Below are 20,392 nucleotides of genomic sequence, written 5' to 3' on the forward strand. Positions count from 1 at the left end.
GCTCGCCTGTCTCGCCGTCCCTACTTGACCAGCGTCGCGCCGGTCTCCGGATGCTGCAGCCAGCCGAGCAGCGCCTCGTGGAAGCGCGCCGGCGCCTGGATTTGCGGCGAATGGCCGAGGTCGGGGAATTCGATCAGCTGCGCATGCGGAATCCGCTTGGCCGCCTCCTTGCCCAGCACCGGATAATTGCCGAGCGTCTTGCGAATCTCCGGCGGCGCAGTGTCCTTGCCGATCGCGGTGGTGTCCTTGTCGCCGACGAAGAGCAGCGTCGGCGGCTTGATCTGCTCGAATTCGTAGAACACCGGCTGGGTCGCGATCATGTCGTAGAGCCGCGCCGAACTCGACGCCACGGCAGCGCGGCCCTCTCCGCGATACATGCCGGCCAGCATCTGCACCCACGTCTCGTAGGACGCATCCCAGGTATCGGCGTAATAGGTGGCGCGCTCATAGGCGCGGATGCTGTCCGCGGTGACGCGCGTCTCGCGCTGCATCCAGCCGTCGAGGCTGAGCCACGGCACGCCCTTGGCCTTCCAGTCCTCCAGTCCGATCGGATCGACCAAAACCAGGTGGTCGGTGGCCTCCGGATACATCAGGGCGTAGCGCATCGCCAGCATGCCGCCGGTCGAGTGGCCGACCATGATCGAATGCGCGATCCCGAGCGAGGCGAGCAGCGCGCGGCTGTTGCCGGCGAGCTGCTGGAAGGTGAACTGATAGCGCTCCGGCTTGCTGGATTTGCAGAAGCCGATCTGGTCGATCGCGATCACGCGATAGCCGGCGCCGCTGAGCGCCTTGATGGTGCCGTCCCAGGTGGCGGCACAGAAATTCTTGCCGTGCAGCAGCACCGCGGTCTGGCCGTTCGGCGTCGCCGGCTTGACGTCGAGATAGGCCATGTCGAGCTCCTGCCCCTGCGAGCTGAAGCGATAATGCTCCACCGGATAGGGATAGTCGAAGCCCTGCAACTCCGGTCCGTAGGCCGGCTCGGCGGCCGATTGCGCCAAGGCGTTGGACGATCCGAGCGCAACGGTCGCAGCGACGGCGATGTGAAACAGGGTTTTCAGGGGCATCTCGGCAAATCCAGAACTCAGGGGCGATCTCGTGATGCCGTAGCCGAACGGCTTAACGCCATCCAGCACCCACCGATGATTTGTTCGTGATCGGCTGCGATCCCCCTCTACGCCGGATCGAACGCCCGGATCGGCGGCAGATTGCCGTTGAAGCGCTCGACCTCGACGCTCGTGAGCTGGCCGGTGCAGCCCTGCGCGAAGGATGACGTGCCGATGTCACGGGTCAGCACGTTCGGATTGCCGTGCACGCAGAGCGGCGCTTCCTCCTCGGGATCCATCGGATCGTACCAGGCGCCGGTCGGCAGCTGAACCACGCCGGGTGCGATGCCGTCGGTGACATGCACCGCGGCGAGGCAGGCGCCGCGTGCGTTGAAGATGCGGATGATGTCGCCGTCGGCGATGCCGCGCGGCTTGGCGTCGCGCGGATTCATGCGCGCGACCTCGCGGCCGCGATGCTTGGCGTCGAGCGAATGGCCGCCGAAATCGAGCTGGCTGTGCAGCCGCGTCACCGGCTGGTTGGCGACCAGGAAGCACGGCGCGCCCGGCGTCGGCGTGTCGGTCTTCTCGAGCCAGACCGGATGGCCCGGACAATCCGCATCGCCGTGGCTAGCGATCTTCCGCGAAAAGATCTCGATGCGGCCGCTCGGCGTCGGCAGCGGGCGCGCGAGGGGGTCCTCGCGAAAACGGCGCAGCGAGCCGCCATCGTCGAGATGCTGCGGCACGACCAGGCTGCCGCGCGCCCAGAACTCCTCGAAGCTCGGCGCCTCAAGCCCGCGCGCGGCGAGCGCCTTGCGGGTCGGCTCGTAAAGATGTTCCAGCCATTGCCGCGAGGTGCGCCCTTCGGTGAAGGGCTCGCGGGCCCCTAACCGCTCGGCGAGATCGGCGAAGATCTCGTAGTCGTCGCGCGCGAGGCCGAACGGCTCGGCGATCCGGTGCATCGCGACCATCAAGGGATCGTTGCTGGAATAGCCGATGTCCTCGCGCTCCAGCGTCATGGTCGAGGGCAGCACGATGTCGGCGTGGCGGGCGGTGGCGGTCCAGGCCAGCTCATGCACCACCAGCGTGTCGAGCCGCGCAAACGCCTTGCGCAGGCGGTTGAGGTCCTGGTGATGGTGGAACGGATTGCCGCCGGCCCAGTAGACCAGCCGGATATCCGGATAGGTGCGCGTCTCGCCATTGTAGCGATAGCTGGTGCCGGGATTGAGCAGCATGTCGGCGATGCGCGCCACCGGAATGAAGTCGGCGACGCCGTTGCGGCCCTGCCCGAGCGTCGGTCCCGGCACCGCATTGACGCGGCGGCCGTAATAGCCGATCGCGCCGAGCGAATAGGCGTAGCCGCCGCCAGGCAGGCCGATCTGGCCGAGCGCCGCCGCCAGCACCATGCCCATCCACACCGGCTGCTCGCCATGCTCGGCGCGCTGCAACGAATGCGACACGGTGATCAGCGCTCTGCGGCCGGCAAGCCGGTGCGCGAGCGTCTTGATGGTGCCGGCGTCGATGCCGCAGATCGCCGCGGCCCATTCGGCGCTCTTGGGCTGACCGTCGCTCTCGCCGGTCAGATAGCGCAAAAACACCGGCCAGCCCTCGGTGTAGCGATCGAGGAAGGCCTGATCGTGCAGGCCTTCGCTGACCAAAGTGTGGACGATGCCGAGCATCAGCGCGGTATCGGTGCCGGGTGTGGCCGTCAGCCATTCGGCGCCGGCCTCGACGGGAAGATCGTCGCGCAGCGGGCTGACCAGGACGAACTTGCAGCCGCGCCGGTGCGCGGCTTCCATCGCGCCGCGCTCGACATGCTTGCTGATCGAGCCGCCGGCCACCATCGAGTTCTTCAGCGCCATGCCGCCGAACGCCAGCACGATGTCGGTCTCGGCCGCAATCTGCTCCCAGGTGACGTTGCGCTTGGTGATGTCCTCGTAGCCGGTCAGGATCTGCGGCAGCAGTACCGAGGACGCGCCCGAGGAATAGGTGTTCACCGAGCGGACATAGCCGCCCATGGCGATGTTGAGGAAGCGGTGCACCTGGCTCTGCGCGTGATGGAAGCGGCCCGCGCTGGACCAGCCGTAGGAGCCGCCGAACACCGCACCGGGGCCGATCGTGTCGCGGATCCGCGTCAGCTCGCCGCCGAGCAGATCGAGCGCCTGCTCCCAGCTGACCGAGACGAACTCGTCGCGGCCGCGGCGATCGTCCGGACCGGGCCCACGCTCGAGCCAGCCGCGGCGGATCGCGGGCTGCGCGATGCGCGCCTGGTGGCGCAGCGCGCCGGGGAAATTGTTGATGATGCCGTTCGGATCGGGATCGGCGGCATAGGGCCTGACTTCGAGACCCGCCTTGCCGAGCCGCGCCGAGAACACGCCCCAATGCGAGGTGTGCGGCTTGAACCCGTCGGACAAATCGAGGCCGGGATCGGGGTGGCCAATGGTCTCGCTCATCGATGCTCCTTCATCCGCAGGCCGGCGCCACGCCTGCGCAACGTTCCGGCCAGTATAATGATCCAATCGGCGCGCGGTACCCGCTAACACGGATCGCACCGCGCCTTGCCGGCATGACTGCGGGCGACGGCGGCGGAACTCCCGCCGGGCCACGCCGCCAAAATATCGAAAACAACCCCATGCAAAGGCGCCGGGCGGCCGCCGGCGCCCGACAAGGCCACTGTCCGTAGCGGGTGAAGATGTCGTGTTTTTGTAGCTCGTGATCTGTCGCCTTCGTTTCTGATTTGCAGGGGAGCCGGAAGGCGGGGACGGCTTTCCCTGATTGATCATGCCACGGCTGTTGTGGCGGTTTTAGCCCTGTGGGTGAGTTTCTTTGTTCGACTTGAAGCCCGTTTCTCCGTCCCGACCCGCGCTTTCTCGACGGCGGCGCGCGCAGGAGCGGTCAAGGACGCGCGCTTGCGCGCCCGCCAGGGCTTGTCCTTGACGGCTCCGAGCACGCCGCCAGGCTGAAGCGCGTCGGGGCTGATCTGCTGTCCGTCAGGCGCAAACCTCGCCAATCGATGCGGTCCAAGGAACACGCTGACGGTGCCATCGGGATACTCATGTAGCCGCACCAAGGCCTTGACGAAGTGAGGTCTTAGCCGGCTCTCCGGCAACTGCAGCCGCCGACCGTTCCATGCAACGGTATTGTCGTTGGCGACGGTTCGCTCCTCGATCACGCACAGCGCCTCGCGCCAGGCCTCATGCCGGTCGGCCACGAATGCCGAGCCTTCCTGTTCGGGCTTGATCGCAAACGCGGCGTTGTGCCCGGGGATGTAATGCGCCTTCAGCCACGCGTTGGCAGCCTCAACCGTCGTGATCCCGGCAAGCCGCAGCTCCTTCGGCAGCCGATCCTGCAAGGTGCCGAACACCCGCTCGGAGCGCCCGCGCGCCTGCGGCGAATAGGCTGCGATATGCTCGATCCCAAGATGCGACAAAGCCCGTCCCACCTGGGTTTGTTGCGTCTTCGAGACCTTCTCGCCAGCTTTTGGGGTCAGGAAATAATGGCTGCCGCGGTCGGTGTAGAGCGCGCAGAACAGGCCATGCTCGCCAATCACTTCGCGCAAGGCCTGGAAGGTCGAGGCCGTTCCTTCTTCCTCGACCAGCACCATCGAGTAGATCTCGCTCGTCGCATCGTCCATCGTGACGATCAGGTCCCTCGCGGGCAGGCCTTCGATCCAAACGTGGCGCGATCCGTCCTGGTGCAGCAGCATGCCCCGAAGCGGCCGCCGCGGCCGCTTCTTGCGGTGCGCCGAACGCTTCGGAGCCTTCCGCACCAGCCCTGCCGCGTGCAGCGCCAGCTTCGTCACCGTATAGCCCAGCACATAATCATGCCGCTTTTGCATCTGCTCGTGGAAGTGCTTCACCGTGAAGTCCGCGTACTTGTCCCGGTACAGCGCAAGCATCCGTTCCAGCTCCTCCTCCGGCGCCCGCCGTGGCGAACGACGCCCCAGCCGGCGGTCGACAAGCCCGTCGTCGCCCTCCGCCTCATAGCGCTCCGCCCAGCGTTGAAACGTCCGAACACTGATCCCAAGAACCTCCGAAGCTGCCTCCTGCGTCAGTTCCTTCGCCTCCGTCCGATCCAGCAAATCTGAAAACCGCATCCGTCGTACACCCTCGTGAATGGATGCCGTGCCCATCGTGCCCCCCTTGTTCCGGAGCACCGAAAACACGACACTTCACGAGCTACAAACAGGCGACAGATCACGAGCTACTGACACGCCCGACAAGGCCACTTGACGCGTCGGGCAAATCAGGGATACATTTCCAATATTCCGAAATCGTGCAAGTGCCCCCTCGCCGCAACAGCGGGAGCGACGGATGGCGCTTGCCGCCCAAAACCCTCCTCACAATTGACATCGCGCCGGCTGCCGCAGCGAGCGATCGTCTGCGCGTTTGCCGCGCGCGTTCCAGGGACTATCGACATGACACCTGCACCTGAAATCACCGTGCCGACGATGCCCGCCGCAACCGCCCAGACCCAGGCTGCCGCACCCCCGCGGATCAAATTCTCCTCGCACGGCTTCTGCATCGACCATCCTGATCCGGAGCTCGGCGCACGGCTGATGGCGAACGCGCTGGGGGTCGCCGATCGCGACGCGATGGACGGCATCCTGCGGCAATTGGTCAAGGCCAGCGTGAGCGGCGGCAAGCCCTGCGAGGTCAACCTCGCCTTCATGATCTCGATGGTGAGAAGCATTCGCCCGCGGGATTCCGTCGAGGCCATGCTGGTGGCGCAGATGGTGTCGGTTCATGTGATGGCGATGCGATGTGCCCATCACCTCGCGCATGCCAAGGACCTCGCCCAGCACGACAGCGCCGCGCGCGCATTGGGCCGGCTCGCCCGCACCTTTCCCGCCCAGATCGAGGCGCTGAACCGGCACCGCAGCCGCGGCGAGCCCGCCATCACCGTGCAGAACGTCAAGGTCGAGGATGGCGGCAAGGCGATCGTCGGCAACGTCACGCAGCATGCGAGGGTGATCGTGTCCGGCAACAGCCCGGCATCCGCGGCGCGGATTGCGCCGAAGGCAGTGGGCTCGCGGCGACGGCGGAATTCCGCCGATGCCGGGCGGGACGCCCAGGCATGAGCGGCCACATCCAAACGCCCGGCCCGATGCTGGCGAGCCGGCGCTGCGGCGCCAGGACCCGCTGCGGCGGTTCGTGCCGCGCGCCGGCGGTGCACGGCAAGACGCGCTGCCGCATGCACGGCGGAGCAAAGGGATCCGGCGCGCCACGGGCGAACCGGAATGCGCGCAAGCACGGCCGGTTCACTCGGGAAGCGATCGCCGAGCGGCGGCAGATCCGGGCGTTGTTGGGAGACGCGCGGAGGATGCTGGAAGGGATAAAGTGATTGCGTTTCGCAAATGGCCGCACGCCTCAACGACCAATGGGCCGCCGGGCGCGAAATCCCGCTGGCCCATTCCCGCTAAAGCATGATCCGGAAAAGTGCGAAGCGGTTTTCCCTGCGACAAACGCGAAGCGTTTGCGCGGAGATCATGCTCAAACAAAGAGCTAAAGCGCGATGACGATTCAACCTAATCTCATCGCGCTTTAATGGATCATGAGGGCTGCGGCGATGCCGAACGCCGTGAGCGTTGCAACGGCCAAACTCATCAGGGTTATCGCTACAGGCCTCGGCATGACGTTTAAACCCGCTGACGCAGTATAAGGTTGCCGGTTGCCGGACATTGCCGCGTTCCGCGAAGACGACGACGCACCCGGTAGCGACCCCGCGAGCAAAGATCCGGATTCCCGGCGGTCAGTGCACGAAGGCCAGGATCAGCGCAATGGTGACCAGCGCGTAAGTGCTGGTGACGGCGATGCCCAAATACAGACGCTCCACTGCGGCCTCCTGACCTCAAGGCGCCGCCCCCGCGCAATCAACTTAGCGCCCGCTCCGGCGCCGAGCAGCTGGAATTCCGGGTCATGGTAAATCTACGGGACCGTCCATCCGGGCTAGCCCCTGTAAGCTGCCGGCGCCAACCCTGTGGGCTCCTTGCATCCGACTGAGGAAGTAACCCTCTCTTTCCAATTGCCGGCCTGTTGGGCTTGTCACCGTGCAGAACGTGAAGGTCGAGGGCGGCGGCAACGCCATCGTCGGCAACGTCACGCAGCATGCGAATGTGGTCGTGTCGGACCAGAAGCCGGCATCCGCGGCGCGGAAGGCGCCGAAGGCCGCGCGCGCCAGGCTAAGGCGCGCCCCCGCCGACGCCAGGCAGGACGCACAGGCATGAGCGATCAAATCAAAAATACCGGCCCGATGCTTGCCAGCCCGCACCGTGGCGCCAAAACCCGCTCTGGCGGCGCGTGCCGCGCGCCGGCAGTGCACGGCAAGACGCGCTGCCGCATGCACGGTGGCGCAAAGGGATCCGGCGCATCAAGGGCAAACCGGAACGCGCGCAGGCACGGCCTATTCACCGGGGATGCGATCGAAGAGCGGCGGCAGATATGGGCGTTGTTGGGGGAAGCGCGGAGGTTGCTGGAGGAGATGAAAATGAGGCCATTTGTCCGCCAAGCCTTTTGCAGCTCACGACGCGCTCGAATTTACGTCGTGATTTCAAGGGAGTAGGCTGAGTAGTTTTATTCCGGCGCTTTCATCATCACGGCAAGGATTTGGGATCCGACATGAGGCGGGGCCTACTGCACTCTTCTGAGGAGGGCGTATCCGGATGCTGTGCGCAGCCGCGGATGGAAACTTAAGTCAGGGTATTTACACTCGCACAGGTAGTGGCCTATTTTGTAAAGGGGGCAAATCAGTATGGCTGAAAACTCTAAGGGAGTGGAGGAGTTAGAGGGGCGTCTAAGCCGGTATCCGCAGCAGGCGCTGCTTTTTTTCCAAGCCGGTTTCTCTTCGGCTGCTTCGTTGCCAGAGGAGGCACGACGTCACGTGCTCGCGGAGATGATCTCGAACTTCCAGCGAGGCACTCGGCGCTTAGACAGCAGCAATTTACGCAAGATTACAGGTCTGTCGGAAAACGGAGCAGACCAACTTGCCACTGTATACTCGCTTGTAATTGGGTTGTTGTCGGAGACTACTGCAACTCCTGACGAATTTATTGTAGCTGCCGAGAATAAGGTCTTCCTAGAAAAAGACCGATCGGTAGCGAAATCGATTGCTACGGAAGTCTGCAATGCTCGCCCAAAGATACAGGAGACCGTTGCGCGAACTCGCCTCGCCGGCGAGGTGCTGCCCTCCCTCTCAACCTTTGATCTGTCGATTGATGTCCGCGTTCGCGTTGAAAATGGCGCGATTGGTATCGCAGTGCCCGTTGCTGTTGTGCACATCGACACTGATGCTGATAACCGAGACCTTTAGCAAGACCAATGGTGGAGAAGCGTCCGCTGCTCATAGTCCTGCGGAACGAAGCAGCAACGTCGACATAGTAGATGTTGGAGCGCCCCTCCATTACGGGCCTTTCCGTCCTCTCACTTCGTTGAATAAAGCGTATGCACCAAATGCGCTTACGCGAGAACTCAAGCTCTTAGATCTCACTGCGATGCTCCCGTACGAGAACGTAACAGAATTCGAAAGCCTCGATATGGCAGTGCACATGCTCTTCTTGGCTGGTGGACATTCCTACGAGATTACACGCGATATAGCTGCGACCGCGCACGCGAATGGATTCGACGGCATCATTTACCCGTCGTATTTCAGCTTACTTCGCACAGGTGGAGCCCCCCTGGAGACGGTATTTGGCATCTCTCATCGAGCGATTGCGCAATATTCCGAAAGAGAAAAGTCCAAGACAATTCCGAACATGGCCATCTTTGGCCGACCAATCAAGGACGGCGCCGTTGCCGTCAAATGCTTGAATAGACTTAGGGTCGAACGGGTGGCTTATCGCTACCATTTTGGACCGGTTGGATACCGGCCGCCATCTATCGAGGAAGAGACTGCGAGCTAGAGCCGACTTCGCGGAGGGACCACAGCTCAAGCAAGGCTACAGGGCCATTCCCTCGATGTCGCCGCGGACTCAGCAAGTACCCCGCATGAGCGTAGCGGCACGCGGGAATGAACCCATCCCCGGATTTCGCTGCGCTCATCCGGGCTACGCTTGCTGACTTGCTTTTGGGTGGAGGCTTTGTTTGGACCGTGGCCCTTCCTGAGCTTGGGCAAGAGCTCATCAACGGGAACGGCCGTCCTCGCAGACATTAGCATCGCAGCAGCAGCTACCAGGTAACTTTGCCCTGCATACACGCGATAATGAGATCTCGCGGCTTGATTGCGCCTTTTGTCGCCCCTCCGCCTAAAAAGCCGCGCTCGCGAGCAAGCGCTTTACACTTCTCCAGCTTCTGGGATTCGGCGCTCGCTGTCCGGGACTTTGCTGAGCCTATGCAAATGGGCTTAGGGGCGGGAGCACCAATACGGCAGCAAAAGCGAAGCGGCAGCTAATCGAAGCATGAATCCCTCCGCATAAATTGCTTTGAAAACACACGCTGGAAGGTCAGAAGCCTACCGCTACCTCTACCGGCAGGAAAGGGACGTCTGCGTCCGTCGGTAATTTTACGGGACGGACGGCTTGTCGTCCGGGCTCCGCTTGCTGATCGCGGCCGCGAACAAAGCGATCGCCGATCTCTTCCGTGGACGCGATTTCAGAACGGCTCTGCAGCGCCGCAACATCGACGGCGAGTGCCACCGGCAATTGAATCCGCCGACGTATCCTGCGCGTCTCAATCCGAGACCGCGCGTCATTTTCAGAAACAAATTTCCGAGCGAAACGGGCGTCCGAGTGTGTCATCACAGCGGAATTGTTTGCTCGATAGACGGCACGACCCAGGATAAATTTCATGATTGCGCGGGGGCTTGTTTTCGTCATCCTCACGCTTTTCCCGGCAGGCGCAATTGCCAGAAGCTGGTTTCTCAATGGCCTCGGGAGCAGCGGCATTTATCACATCTGGGAGTTCGGCGACGACGGCCTGGTGTCGAGCCTGACGCCGACGCTGTCGCCGCCCGATGGCGTTCTTCATTTGGCGTGGTCATCCGCGATCGCGCCGGATGCGCATACAAGGCGTCTATATGCGTCAGCCTATACGACGGGCTGGTTTCAGCTGCGGCTCTGGACGTCGACGAACGGCGGCGCCTGGATCCCGCAAGGAATCGCCTTTCAGTCGGACGCTTCCGAGCCCGGCGGGATCGGCCCGGCGCAGGTGGTGTATGAGCCCGGAGCAGCCGAGCCGTACATGATCTATTACCTCGACCGCGCGTCGAAGCAGATCAAGCTTGCGACCAGCGTCGACGGCATGACATTCACGCGCCATGGCGCCGTGATCACGCCCTCACTGCCCGAGGAAGCGTCCGGGCTGTCGATCAGCTATGCCTGCCGGCGCGCGAACGGCGAGTATGTCATCTTCTATCACGGCTACTACAACAACACGCAGAACGCCGTCGCGCTGGTTGCCACGGCAGATAGCCCGCACGGCCCGTTCACGAAGAAGACCATCATTGCGCGGCCCGATGGTTTTGCATCGACGCTTTCCGCCCACCGTCTCAATGCCACCGCCACCGCTGAAGTCGCGGTGCCGCTGGGGATTCCCTTGCTGGTCGGCGGCGGCACGGCAAGACAGGAGGCCAACGTCGCAATCAAGCAGGACGAAACGACGATCTGGTTCGAGCGGCCATTCGTGTTCGATCACGTTTCGGATCGTCTGGTTTCGGTCTCGCGAAACAAGGTGGAGCTGTCCTACGCCCAGGAGCAGCCGGACGGCAGCTGGCGCGGAGTCTTCTCGCTCTACAATCCAGACCCTGGCGTCGCTTCGGAATATACGACGGAAGGCAGCGCCCGATCCCTGACCGCGCCATGGTCGTATGCGAGAACCGGGTTTCGTTTCAAGCCATGGTATCGCGGCGGAGAAAACTCGACCGAGAACCCGACGCCGCTTCTCAGCAACGACGCGTGTTCGAGCTAGAATGGCAGGCGCATCATGAACGCCGGCCTTAATGCTCCGGACGATGCCCCCGCTTCCGTCGTGACTGTCCACGGTTCGGCTGCGACCGACGAGGCAGCCGCCGGGCTGACCGAGGACCATCCGCTTCAGCCCGACTATTCGCGGAGCTGTTTCTGGAGGCCGTTGCGCAATCGAGGACGATCTGCCAGTTTTCAAGCTTTAATCAACGGGCGATCCATATCGCGGGCACAGGATGCGACATGTCCGCCGGCGTGAGGCCAGGACCGGACACGGAGCGCGTGAAGACGTCTGATGCCCGAAACAGGTGAATTTCAAAAATCCAGTTCGACCGACTTGCAGCGCGCCTTCGCGCAGGCGGTCGCGCTGCATCAGCGGGGTCAGTTGGCGGCAGCAGAAAAGATCTATGAAGACATGCTCCGACAGCAGCCGGACAACTTCGATGCGCTGCATCTGCTCGGCCTGATTTCCGCGCAGACCGGCCGTAGCGAGCGCGGCGTCGACCTGATCCGGCGCGCGATCAGGCTCAACGGCAACGTCGCGGACGCGCACAGCAACCTCGGCAATGCGCTGCGCGCGTTGCGTCGCTTCGACGAAGCGCTCGCGAGCTTCGACAGGGCGGTCGCGCTCAAGCAAAACCTTGCGCCGGCGCTCTATAATCGCGGAATCACGCTCGCGGACCTTGGACGCCACGAGGAGGCGCTCGCAAGCTTCGATCGCGTGACCGCGCTCGTACCTGACCATGCGGATGCCCATCGCAACAGGGGCGCCGCGCTGAGAAAGCTGCAGCGGCCCGAGGAGGCGCTGGCGAGCCTGGACAGGGCGATTGCACTCAAGCCCAACGATGCCGGTGCGCACAACGATCGCGGCAACGTGCTCAACGACCTCAAAAGGTTCGATGATGCGCTCGCGAGCTACGACCGGGCCCCGGGAATCGCCGGTGCGTGCTACAATCGCGGCAACGTGCTGATCGAACTGGATCGTCTCGAAGAGGCAATCGCGAGTTACGACAAGGCGATCGCGCTGCAGCCCGACTATGCCGAGGCCTACAACAACCGCGGCTCGGCGCTGTTCAGGCTCAGGCATCATGAGGCCGCGCTCGCCAGCATCGACAAGTCGATCCAGCACAAGGGCGACGATGCGGCTGCCTACGCCAACCGCGGCAAGGTTCTGTCCACTCTGGCGCGCTACCTGGAGGCACTCGCCGCCTATGACAAGGCCGTCGCGCTCAAACCGGACCAGGCGGAGATCGAAGGCTATCGCCTGCACGCCAAATCCCACATGTGCGACTGGACCGACTTTGACGCCGAGCGCGACCGACTTATCGAGTCGATCAGGACTCGGAACGCGACGACGCCGCCATTCCTGTTTTGTAGCGTTCCTTCATCGACCGCCGACCAACTGCTATGCGCCACGCGATGGACCGCGAAGAATCATCCGCCGTCCGCAAGCCAGCGCTGGCGGGGCGAGCGCTACGATCACGATCGAATTCGCATCGGCTATTTCTCGTCGGATTTCTGCAACCACGCGACATCGCTCTTGATGGCAGGGATGTTCGAGTGCCACGACCGGTCGAAATTCGAGACGGTGGCAATCTCATGGTCGCCCAGCGACCCCTCGGAGATGCGTCGACGGCTGGAGGCGTCGTTCGATCGATTTGTCGAGGTCCGGGACATCAACGACGATGAGGTCGCCGACCTGATCAGACGATTGGAGATCGACATCCTGGTTGATCTGAAAGGCTTTACCGGGGGATCCCGCACCAGAGTCCTTGGCCGCCGGCCCGCCCCCATCCAGGTCAATTACCTGGGCTATCCGGGAACACTCGGCGCCCCGTTCATCGACTACATCATCGCCGATCGCATCGTGATCCCGGACCACCATCGCGAATTCTACAGCGAAAAGGTGGTCGCCCTGCCCGACAGCTATCAGGCCAACGACGACAAACGCGTCATTGCCGATCGCGTGTTCACGCGCGGCGACGTCGGGCTGGCGCCGACGGGCTTCGTGTTCTGCTGCTTCAACAACAACTACAAGATCACGCCTGACATGTTCGACCGGTGGATGAGGATTCTCGGCCGCGTCGAGGGCAGCATGTTGTGGCTCCTCGAAGCCAACGCCGACTCCGCCGCAAATTTGCGCAAGGAGGCGGTCGCGCGTGGCGTCGCTGCGGAGCGCCTTGTGTTCGCGCCGCGTATGTCGCTACCCGACCATCTCGCACGCCACCGCCTCGCCGGCCTGTTCCTCGACAGCACGCCCTACAATGCCCACACCACCGCCAGCGATGCGCTATGGGCCGGCCTGCCGGTGCTGACCATTCTCGGCGACACGTTTGCCAGCCGGGTCGCGGCGAGCTTGCTCCATGCGGTCGGCCTGCCCGAGCTTGTTGCGGAATCGCCAGAAGCTTATGAGCGCATGGCGGTCGATCTTGCGACCCATCCTTCGAGGCTCGCGGCGCTCAGAACCAGGCTGGCGGCCAACCGGCTGACGGCGCCGTTGTTCGATACCAAACGTTTCACTAGGCATATCGAGGCCGCCTACACCGCGATGTATGAGCGTCACCGGGCGGGCATTGCGCCGGACCATATCGTCGTCCCGGCGTGATCGTTGCCGGCTAGTGTCCCGAATCCGAAGTTCGCATCATTTGCCGCACCTTCGGAGCGAACTTCGGATTCGATAAGGACACTAGCAAACTTATGATTCTAATGTGCTTTATGAATGCGAAGTTCGTGAAAGTGGCTGCCGCGAAATCGCACGAACTTCGCATTCAGCACACTAGCTGCAGTCGCTCATCAACCCCTTGTTCCAGCCTTGAGACGGCCACGTCCCCCGTCAGACGAACGGAGCGTTGAGAGCGAAGTCAATCCCTTGACGGCCGGCCGGTCGGGACAATAGATGACAAGCATCATATAACGACCCGACGCCCGGGCAGGTTCGAATCCCGGCCAAGCCGGTTCGCACCAAGGGCGCGACAGGAGAGCCATGCGTCGAATTGTTGTGACGGGCCTGGGGACGGTGGCTCCGCTGGGCTGTGGCACCGAACTGGTGTGGTCGAGGCTGCTGGCGGGGCATTCCGGGCTTACGGCATTGCCGGAGTGGGCGGCGGCGCTGCCGGGGCGCGTCGCAGGACAGGTTGCCGACAAGGCTGGGGATGCCGAGGGCGGGTTCGATCCCGACCTGGCGGCCCCGCGCAAGGACCAGAAGAAGATGGACCGGTTCATCCTGTTCGCGCTGCTGGCCGCGTCGGAAGCGGTGGCGCAGGCCGGCTGGATGCCGGTCGAGGCGCAGGCGCAGCAGCGCACCGCCACCGTGATCGCATCCGGGATCGGCGGGTTTCCCGCGATCGCGGACGCCGTGCGCACCGCGGAGAAGAGCGGCCTGCGCCGGCTGTCGCCGTTCACCATTCCATCCTTCCTGGCCAATCTCGCGGCCGGGCAGATCAGCATCCGGTACGGCTACAAGGGGCCGATCGGCGCGCCGGTGACCGCGTGCGCCGCGAGCGTTCAGGCGATCGGCGACGGCGCGCGCCTGATCAGATCAGGCGAAGCCGACATTGCGATCTGCGGCGGTGCGGAGGCCTGCATCGATCCGGTGAGCCTCGGCGGCTTTGCGGCGGCGCGGGCGTTGTCGACGTCGTTCAACGACACGCCGGCGCGGGCGTCGCGACCGTTCGACCGCGACCGCGACGGCTTCGTCATGGGCGAAGGCGCAGGCGTGCTCGTCATCGAGGAGCTCGAACACGCGCTTCGGCGCGGCGCGAAGCCGATCGCCGAGCTCATCGGCTACGGCACGACGGCGGACGCCTATCACATCACCGCAGGCCCCGAAGACGGCGACGGCGCCCGGCGCGCGATGGAGGCGGCGCTGCAGCAGGCCGGGCTGCGGCCCGGCGAGGTCCAGCATCTCAACGCGCACTCGACATCGACGCCGGTCGGCGATCTCTCCGAGCTGGAGGCGATCAAGCGCGTGTTCGGGCGCGCGGGAGGAATTGCCGTCAGCGCCACCAAGTCGGCGACCGGACATCTGCTCGGCGCCGCCGGCGGCATCGAGGCGATCTTCACGATCCTGGCGCTGCGCGACCAGGTCGCGCCGCCGACGCTCAATCTGGAGAACGCCGATTCCGCTGCACAGGGCATTGATCTCGTCGCGAACGTCGCGCGGCCGATGGCGATCGAACACGCGATCTCGAACGGTTTTGGATTTGGCGGCGTCAACGCCAGCCTGGTGTTTCGACGGTGGTCCTGAGACGGTCGGGCTTTGCGCGCAATGGACAGATACCGCGCGTGCCGCGTCATCTACAAAAGCGGAACTGCCGATTGATTCGAATTGCCTAACCGTCCGCCGCTGCGTTGCGCACGCCAATCCGTTCCCCGTCCTGCTTGCGGACGTAGAGATGACGTTCCAGCACGGATTGCATGTTCTCGAACATCGAATAGAGATCGTCGCAATAAACCGACGGATTGTCGAAACCGTTCTTGGTGGAGAAGCGGTGCGGAAGATAGCCTCCGCCGCAGGCGTTCATGAACTTGCACTGCCGACATTTCTCGCAAAGATTGACCGACGCATCGCGTGCGGCTTTCCAGCGCGGCTCGGTCCTGACGTCGTCGATCGCATGATCGAAGATGTTGAACCGCGTGTTGGTGAAACCGTCACCCGCAATCCGCAACACGTCATGGGCCTCCACCGTGCCGTCGGTCATGACCGTGCAAAGCTCGACCGGCTTGTGGCCGACACCTTCGGTCGGCGCGTTGTTGCCGATCAGGGCCGCGACCATGTCGGAAATGATGCGGACATTCGATGTCGGCGTCGTGCGATTGGCTTCCAGCCACAGGTCGAAAAGGCCGTTATAGAACGGCGCAATGGACGACGGCTTCTCGTCCACCGTCGCGTCGGGAATCATGATGTCGTAGTTGGCGATGCCGCACGCCGCGAAAAAATCCGCGTACTCCTGCGGCGCGTAGGCCGGGTTGCAAACCGCGAGGGCGATCACGCCGATGTCGCGCGATACCAGCATGCGGGCGGCGCGTTCCACGGCGGCATGGGTGCCGGTCCCCTGAAACGTCTTGCGGTGAGCGTCGTGAATATGTGCCGGCCCGTCGATGCTGATCGCCACCGAAATATTGCGGGCCTCGAAGCAGTCGAGCCATTCATCATCGATCAGCACGCCGTTGGTCGTCACCGCGATCGGGATCTCGCAGCCGGTCCGGGATGAAATGCCCTCGCAGCCCTCCGCAAAACGGTGAAAATTATCGACACCCCAAAGCAGCGGCTCACCGCCGTGCAGGATCACGGGAAAGTCGACGAGGGAGTATCTGGCGACGTGCTGTTCGAGGCGCAGCAACAGCTGTTGCAGCACCTCCGCACTCATCAGCTTGGGCTTGTCGTAGACGGCCGCATCGCGAAACCAGTAGCAATAGGAGCAATCGATGTTGCACCTCGCCGCGACCTTGACCAGCAACTGCGTGATCGGCTGCTCCTGGAACGCGACGGAATTTGAAGCGTCAACCGACATGCGGATACCAGCAAGCTGCGATCGGGCTAGATCATGATGCGTTTCCACGGAATCGCATCATGATCTCATCTGTTTGTTTGAGCATGATCATTTCGGAAAACCGGTTTCCACTTTTCCGGATCATGCTCTAGTAGCCCCTGACGAAGCCACCTCGTCGGAACGCGCCTGCTCCGGGATAATATCCGCCGGCCCTGCGAAATGCGCCGGCGCCCGGATAGTAGCCGCCGCCCCTGCGAAAGCCGCCCGCATAGGGCCCCCTGGCAAAGGCCCCGCGCCTGAAATAGACCTGAGTTGCCTGAGGCTGTTCGGAAACCACCCCCAGCTGCAAGACGTCCTGAGCGCTCTGTTCTTGAGGACTCTGTTCCTGAGCGCCCTGTTCCTGAAGGCTCTGCTCGCGCACACCACTCAGCAATGCGTCGATACCCTGATGATCGCTTTCGATTGTCGCACCCGGCCCGTGCAGTTGCAGCAGGCTCGCCAAGACCGTCAGCGTGATCGCCATCGTCGAGCTCCTTTTCGCGATATCGCAATCAAACGAAATGTCGGCGCGTGCCTTACGCCGGTCGAGCAACTGAAAGTATAGCAGCGGATTTGCAGCGGAGTCTAGCTATCGCGTCTGATGCTGCGCCGATCAGTTCGCGAGGGGCGAACGACCAAGGCACGCTCTCGCGCGAGCCCGTTCCGAAAGACCTGCGCAATCGTTCACGAATGTGATCGCGGCCAACGGCACCGCAATCTGAATCGGGAGCCGCAGGCATGCGCTCGAAATGGCCGCTTTTGCGTGCCGAAGCGGGTCAGTTCCGGGTTTGCGGATGAGGGCTCAATGGCGCGCCAATCGGAACGAAACTGCGAACTCTTATGTGATTGAAATTGCAATGCGACCTTTAACAATACCCGATTGAGGCGTGCGTCCGCACTCACAATTCCCCGAGCCCATTGGAGCGCGATGACTTTTCTTCGACCGTCATCCCGCTCTGGCCCTTTGATTTGACACGATCTTTTCGGACAACCGCTACACGCTTTTCCGGATCATGCTCTAGTGACCGGCGGAGCGTCGGTTCATTTCCTCAAGGGGCTCGCGCAGGGCATCGAACTGGGTACCGAAACCTTTCCAGTCTCCCGCCTTCAATCGCTCCATCGCCTGATTGTAGTGATCGAGCGCCTGCTGCGCCGGGCTCGCCGTCCCGCCCGCAGGGGACACCGTTTCCGTTGCGTTTGAAACCGCCGGCACCGCACCGGGCTCCGCGAACAACGCGGCCAGGGCGTCAGCGAGCGTCTCCTTCATCACGACGTGCTCACCGTAGGCCGCGATCACGCGTTTCAGCTCCGGCAGGTGTCCAAGCTCGGCGCGCAAATAGAGCGGCGAGACATAAAGGATCGAGTTCTCGATCGGGATCACCAGCAGGTTCGCACCGCGTATCACCCGCGAGCCCATCTGATTCCACAGCGTGAGTTGTTGCGAGATCTCGGTATTCTGATTGATCCGTGCCTCGATCTGAAACGGCCCGTAGACAAGCTTGTCCTTGGGGAACTCGTAGACAATCAGCTTGCCGTAGTCGGGGGCGTCGCAACGCGCCGCGAGCCACGCGATCATATTGTCGCGACGGCTCGGTACCATGGGAAGCATCAGGAAGAACTCGGCCTGCGGCTCGCCGGGCAGCCGCATGATGATGTAATAGGGGGTCATCACCGAAGTGCCGTCGCCGCCCGGCTGTCGCGGAAACTGCCAGAAGTCCTCGCGGTTGTAGAATATTTCGGCCTGCTCCATGTGGTAGGTCTGATACAGCCGCGCCTGGATCAGGAACAGATTCTCCGGATAGCGGATATGCTTCTGCAAATCCGCCGGCATGGCCATGAACGGCTTGAACAGGTCCGGGAAGATGCGCTGGTAGGTCGCTGCAATGGGGTCGCTTGGGTCGATCAGGTAAAAATCGACCGTCCCGTTATAGGCATCGACGACAATTTTCACCGAATTCCTGATGTAGTTGAGATCGAGCTCCGGCACGGGCTGCGCTGAGGGGAAATAGGAGCTCGTGGTGTAGGCATCCTGCATCCAGAACAGCCGACCGTTGCTGACGACCAGATAGGGATCATGATCGAGCCTGAGGAATGGGGCGATCGTGCGCACCCGTTCCGTAATGTTGCGCCGGATCATGATCCGGCTGTCGGCCGTGATATAGCTTGAGAGGACCAGATTCGCGTCGTTGAAGTAGTAGGCGAACAGCGTTCTCCATCCCAATGCTCCGATCGGCACACCGCCGCTGCCGTCATAGGCCGCATAGACGTTGTCCTTCCCCTTCGGATAATCGAACTCCGGGATGCTGGCCTTGACGATGACGTAGTCGTCGCTCTCTTCGCCGAAATAGATGCGCGGTTCGTCGATCCTGGGGCCACCGTCGGCAACGGGCGGAATATCGCGCAAATAGAAGAACGGCAGTCCTTCCGTGCTCTTGCGGGTGACCGGGCTCATCACTGCGCCGTTGCCGTGCGTAAACAGCACGTGGCGGTTGACCCAGGTCTGGGCGTTCGCCGGCAGCAGGGAGGCCCGGAGTTCGCGGGCCGAGAGCATCACGCTCTGGTAGGAGCCGTCGAGCCAATAGCGATCGACGTCAAGATCGTGGAATTTGTAATAGGTACGGATCTCCTGCAGCTGCGCGTAGGTATTCGACAGCGGCAGCCAGTCCCACAGCCGGATGTTGTCGATGGTCGCCTTGTTCGCTTCCAGCGTCTTGAAGGTCAGCCTCTGTTCAGCGGCAAACGGCTTGGTTGCGATCCGGTCGAGATTGTAGGCCTGCCTGGTGAGCGCAATGTTGCGTTCGATGTAGGGCTTCTCCAGCTCCAACTCCGTCGGCTTGACGACGAAGTGCCGGAAAAGCGAAGGGACGAGGCTCGACAGCATGACAGAGCCGACGCCGACGAGGATGAACGCGGCGGCAAGAAGCCGGTAGGTGCACGCCCGCAAATTGGCCCATGCGATGAGCGCCGCGATGATCGAAAGCCCGATCATCAACCACAGAGCCGGCAGCCCCAGATGGACATCGGTGTAGCTCGCCCCGACCACGACACCATTGTCGCCGTAGAGCAGCAGATAGCGGTCGAGCCCATAGGACCAGGCTTTCACCGCGAACAGAAGGCCAATCAGCGCCGAGCCATGCGCGATCACGGTCGGCGAAATTGAACGGTTGTGAACATCGTATTCGATGTCGCCGCGCACCCAGTAGATCGCTCCGGCAAACAGCGCGCCCAGGATAATTGTCAGCAGCATCCAGTTCTTGATCGCGATATAGGCGGGTAGCGAAAAGAGATAGAACCCGATGTCCTTGTTGTAGAGCGGATCCTGCGCACCGTAGGGCACGTGGTAGAGAAACTGCAGGAAGATGTTCCAATTGCCGACTTCGCCTGCGGCAACCAGCACGGCGAGCACGCCCGCACCGAGCGCGACAAACCGCGGCCGGGCTAATTGGTCGCGCAGCTCTACGAACGGATCGGGCGGCGCCGTAAAACCGGCGACCTTCCCCGGGGCGACTCGGTTCTGTAGCGGCTGCTGCATGGCAAACAGCACCGCCAGGACTCCGTTCAGCGAGAGGACGACGGTGGTCACCGCGAAGACGGAGAGAAAGACGATTGCCTTGGCGCCGATCGCCGTCAGGAAAACCTGTAGGTAGCCGATCGATGAAAACCACAGCCAATCGACCAGGAAGTCGCTCGCGAACGAGAGCAGGATCAGGCAAATCGTGATGACGATGGCCGCAACGATCAGCCTGACCACGCCACTTTGCCGTGGTCCTTTCCGGCCGGGTCCGGTAATCCCGATCGTCATGGCTTCATCATAGCGGAAACGAGGGACGCCCGCCGCTTGTTTCGTGGTGGGGATTGCCCGCCAAGGCGCGATGAGGGCTCGAAGCTGCGTCACCGGGACGCAAATGAGCACAAGGCGGCAACTG

Annotated in this window: 15 protein-coding genes; 8 read left to right on the forward strand and 7 right to left on the reverse strand. The window is 62.9% G+C overall.

All coding sequences use genetic code 11. The features are described from left to right. Positions 1-20 precede the first annotated feature (20 nt). The 3 genes from ACVIHF_RS26675 to ACVIHF_RS26685 form a co-directional block, all read right to left on the reverse strand. Entirely contained in the window at positions 21-1,064 is a 1,044-nt protein-coding gene (locus ACVIHF_RS26675; RefSeq protein ID WP_253607207.1) for an alpha/beta fold hydrolase, read from the reverse strand. 107 nt (positions 1,065-1,171) lie between these two features. Further along, the gene (locus ACVIHF_RS26680; protein WP_456792797.1) at positions 1,172-3,493 is read right to left on the reverse strand and encodes a molybdopterin guanine dinucleotide-containing S/N-oxide reductase; all 2,322 of its coding nucleotides are present in this window, start codon (positions 3,491-3,493) and stop codon (positions 1,172-1,174) included. A 326-nt stretch (positions 3,494-3,819) separates the two neighbouring features. After that, a complete protein-coding gene (locus tag ACVIHF_RS26685; protein WP_456792464.1) occupies positions 3,820-5,136 on the reverse strand; it encodes an ISNCY family transposase in 1,317 nt (438 codons plus the stop codon). A 321-nt stretch (positions 5,137-5,457) separates the two neighbouring features. Between ACVIHF_RS26685 and ACVIHF_RS26690 the strand changes: the two genes are divergently transcribed. The 5 genes from ACVIHF_RS26690 to ACVIHF_RS26710 all read left to right on the forward strand — a co-directional run bounded on the left by ACVIHF_RS26690 (position 5,458) and on the right by ACVIHF_RS26710 (position 8,348). After that, positions 5,458-6,120, forward strand: coding sequence for a hypothetical protein (locus ACVIHF_RS26690; RefSeq protein WP_456792798.1), 663 nt, complete (start codon positions 5,458-5,460; stop codon positions 6,118-6,120). Beyond that, positions 6,117-6,383 carry an HGGxSTG domain-containing protein gene (locus tag ACVIHF_RS26695; protein ID WP_456792799.1) on the forward strand — a complete coding sequence of 89 codons (267 nt, stop codon included), beginning with the start codon at positions 6,117-6,119 and terminating at the stop codon, positions 6,381-6,383. The genes ACVIHF_RS26690 and ACVIHF_RS26695 overlap by 4 nt, the downstream gene beginning before the upstream one ends. A gap of 706 nt (positions 6,384-7,089) precedes the next feature. Continuing rightward, complete coding sequence (locus tag ACVIHF_RS26700) at positions 7,090-7,266, forward strand: hypothetical protein (protein ID WP_456792800.1); 177 nt, start codon at positions 7,090-7,092, stop codon at positions 7,264-7,266. Further along, positions 7,263-7,601, forward strand: coding sequence for an HGGxSTG domain-containing protein (locus ACVIHF_RS26705; RefSeq protein ID WP_456792801.1), 339 nt, complete (start codon positions 7,263-7,265; stop codon positions 7,599-7,601). Before ACVIHF_RS26700 ends, ACVIHF_RS26705 begins: the two co-directional genes overlap by 4 nt. Before the next feature lie 189 nt (positions 7,602-7,790). Beyond that, positions 7,791-8,348, forward strand: coding sequence for a hypothetical protein (locus ACVIHF_RS26710; RefSeq protein WP_456792802.1), 558 nt, complete (start codon positions 7,791-7,793; stop codon positions 8,346-8,348). Positions 8,349-9,477: 1,129 nt separating this feature from the next. On the opposite strand, the gene ACVIHF_RS26715 is transcribed toward ACVIHF_RS26710, so the two are convergent. After that, positions 9,478-9,822, reverse strand: coding sequence for a hypothetical protein (locus tag ACVIHF_RS26715; RefSeq protein WP_456792803.1), 345 nt, complete (start codon positions 9,820-9,822; stop codon positions 9,478-9,480). On the opposite strand from ACVIHF_RS26715, the gene ACVIHF_RS26720 reads away from it, so the two are divergent. The 3 genes from ACVIHF_RS26720 (at position 9,821) to fabF (ending at position 15,181) form a co-directional block, all read left to right on the forward strand. Next, positions 9,821-10,939 carry a hypothetical protein gene (locus ACVIHF_RS26720; protein WP_456792804.1) on the forward strand — a complete coding sequence of 373 codons (1,119 nt, stop codon included), beginning with the start codon at positions 9,821-9,823 and terminating at the stop codon, positions 10,937-10,939. The two genes, ACVIHF_RS26715 and ACVIHF_RS26720, sit on opposite strands and share 2 nt — an antisense overlap. A 291-nt stretch (positions 10,940-11,230) precedes the next feature. Beyond that, positions 11,231-13,540: a tetratricopeptide repeat protein gene (locus ACVIHF_RS26725; protein ID WP_456792805.1), complete on the forward strand. Its 2,310-nt coding sequence runs from the start codon at positions 11,231-11,233 to the stop codon at positions 13,538-13,540. 378 nt (positions 13,541-13,918) lie between these two features. Continuing rightward, positions 13,919-15,181, forward strand: a complete 1,263-nt coding sequence (gene fabF / locus ACVIHF_RS26730) for a beta-ketoacyl-ACP synthase II (RefSeq protein WP_456792806.1) — start codon at positions 13,919-13,921, stop codon at positions 15,179-15,181. Positions 15,182-15,266: 85 nt separating this feature from the next. On the opposite strand, the gene ACVIHF_RS26735 is transcribed toward fabF, so the two are convergent. From ACVIHF_RS26735 to ACVIHF_RS26745, 3 genes are all read right to left on the reverse strand, one after another. Continuing rightward, positions 15,267-16,448 (reverse strand): radical SAM protein, encoded by a 1,182-nt coding sequence (locus ACVIHF_RS26735; protein WP_456792807.1) that lies wholly within the window; start codon positions 16,446-16,448, stop codon positions 15,267-15,269. A 127-nt stretch (positions 16,449-16,575) separates the two neighbouring features. Beyond that, positions 16,576-16,950: a hypothetical protein gene (locus tag ACVIHF_RS26740; RefSeq protein ID WP_253607196.1), complete on the reverse strand. Its 375-nt coding sequence runs from the start codon at positions 16,948-16,950 to the stop codon at positions 16,576-16,578. Positions 16,951-17,484: 534 nt separating this feature from the next. Then, a complete protein-coding gene (locus ACVIHF_RS26745; protein ID WP_225160051.1) occupies positions 17,485-20,268 on the reverse strand; it encodes a UPF0182 family membrane protein in 2,784 nt (927 codons plus the stop codon). Between the last annotated feature and the right edge of the window lie 124 nt (positions 20,269-20,392).

The sequence above is a fragment of the Bradyrhizobium sp. USDA 4506 genome (genome assembly GCF_054058795.1).

Coding starts and splice junctions, on each gene's coding strand:
- ACVIHF_RS26675 (WP_253607207.1), bottom strand. CDS start 1,064: ATGCCCCTGAAAACCCTGTTTCACATCGCCGTCGCTGCGACCGTTGCG.
- ACVIHF_RS26680 (WP_456792797.1), bottom strand. CDS start 3,493: ATGAGCGAGACCATTGGCCACCCCGATCCCGGCCTCGATTTGTCCGAC.
- ACVIHF_RS26685 (WP_456792464.1), bottom strand. CDS start 5,136: ATGCGGTTTTCAGATTTGCTGGATCGGACGGAGGCGAAGGAACTGACG.
- ACVIHF_RS26690 (WP_456792798.1), top strand. CDS start 5,458: ATGACACCTGCACCTGAAATCACCGTGCCGACGATGCCCGCCGCAACC.
- ACVIHF_RS26695 (WP_456792799.1), top strand. CDS start 6,117: ATGAGCGGCCACATCCAAACGCCCGGCCCGATGCTGGCGAGCCGGCGC.
- ACVIHF_RS26705 (WP_456792801.1), top strand. CDS start 7,263: ATGAGCGATCAAATCAAAAATACCGGCCCGATGCTTGCCAGCCCGCAC.
- ACVIHF_RS26710 (WP_456792802.1), top strand. CDS start 7,791: ATGGCTGAAAACTCTAAGGGAGTGGAGGAGTTAGAGGGGCGTCTAAGC.
- ACVIHF_RS26720 (WP_456792804.1), top strand. CDS start 9,821: ATGATTGCGCGGGGGCTTGTTTTCGTCATCCTCACGCTTTTCCCGGCA.
- ACVIHF_RS26715 (WP_456792803.1), bottom strand. CDS start 9,822: ATGAAATTTATCCTGGGTCGTGCCGTCTATCGAGCAAACAATTCCGCT.
- ACVIHF_RS26725 (WP_456792805.1), top strand. CDS start 11,231: ATGCCCGAAACAGGTGAATTTCAAAAATCCAGTTCGACCGACTTGCAG.
- fabF (WP_456792806.1), top strand. CDS start 13,919: ATGCGTCGAATTGTTGTGACGGGCCTGGGGACGGTGGCTCCGCTGGGC.
- ACVIHF_RS26735 (WP_456792807.1), bottom strand. CDS start 16,448: ATGTCGGTTGACGCTTCAAATTCCGTCGCGTTCCAGGAGCAGCCGATC.
- ACVIHF_RS26740 (WP_253607196.1), bottom strand. CDS start 16,950: ATGGCGATCACGCTGACGGTCTTGGCGAGCCTGCTGCAACTGCACGGG.
- ACVIHF_RS26745 (WP_225160051.1), bottom strand. CDS start 20,268: ATGACGATCGGGATTACCGGACCCGGCCGGAAAGGACCACGGCAAAGT.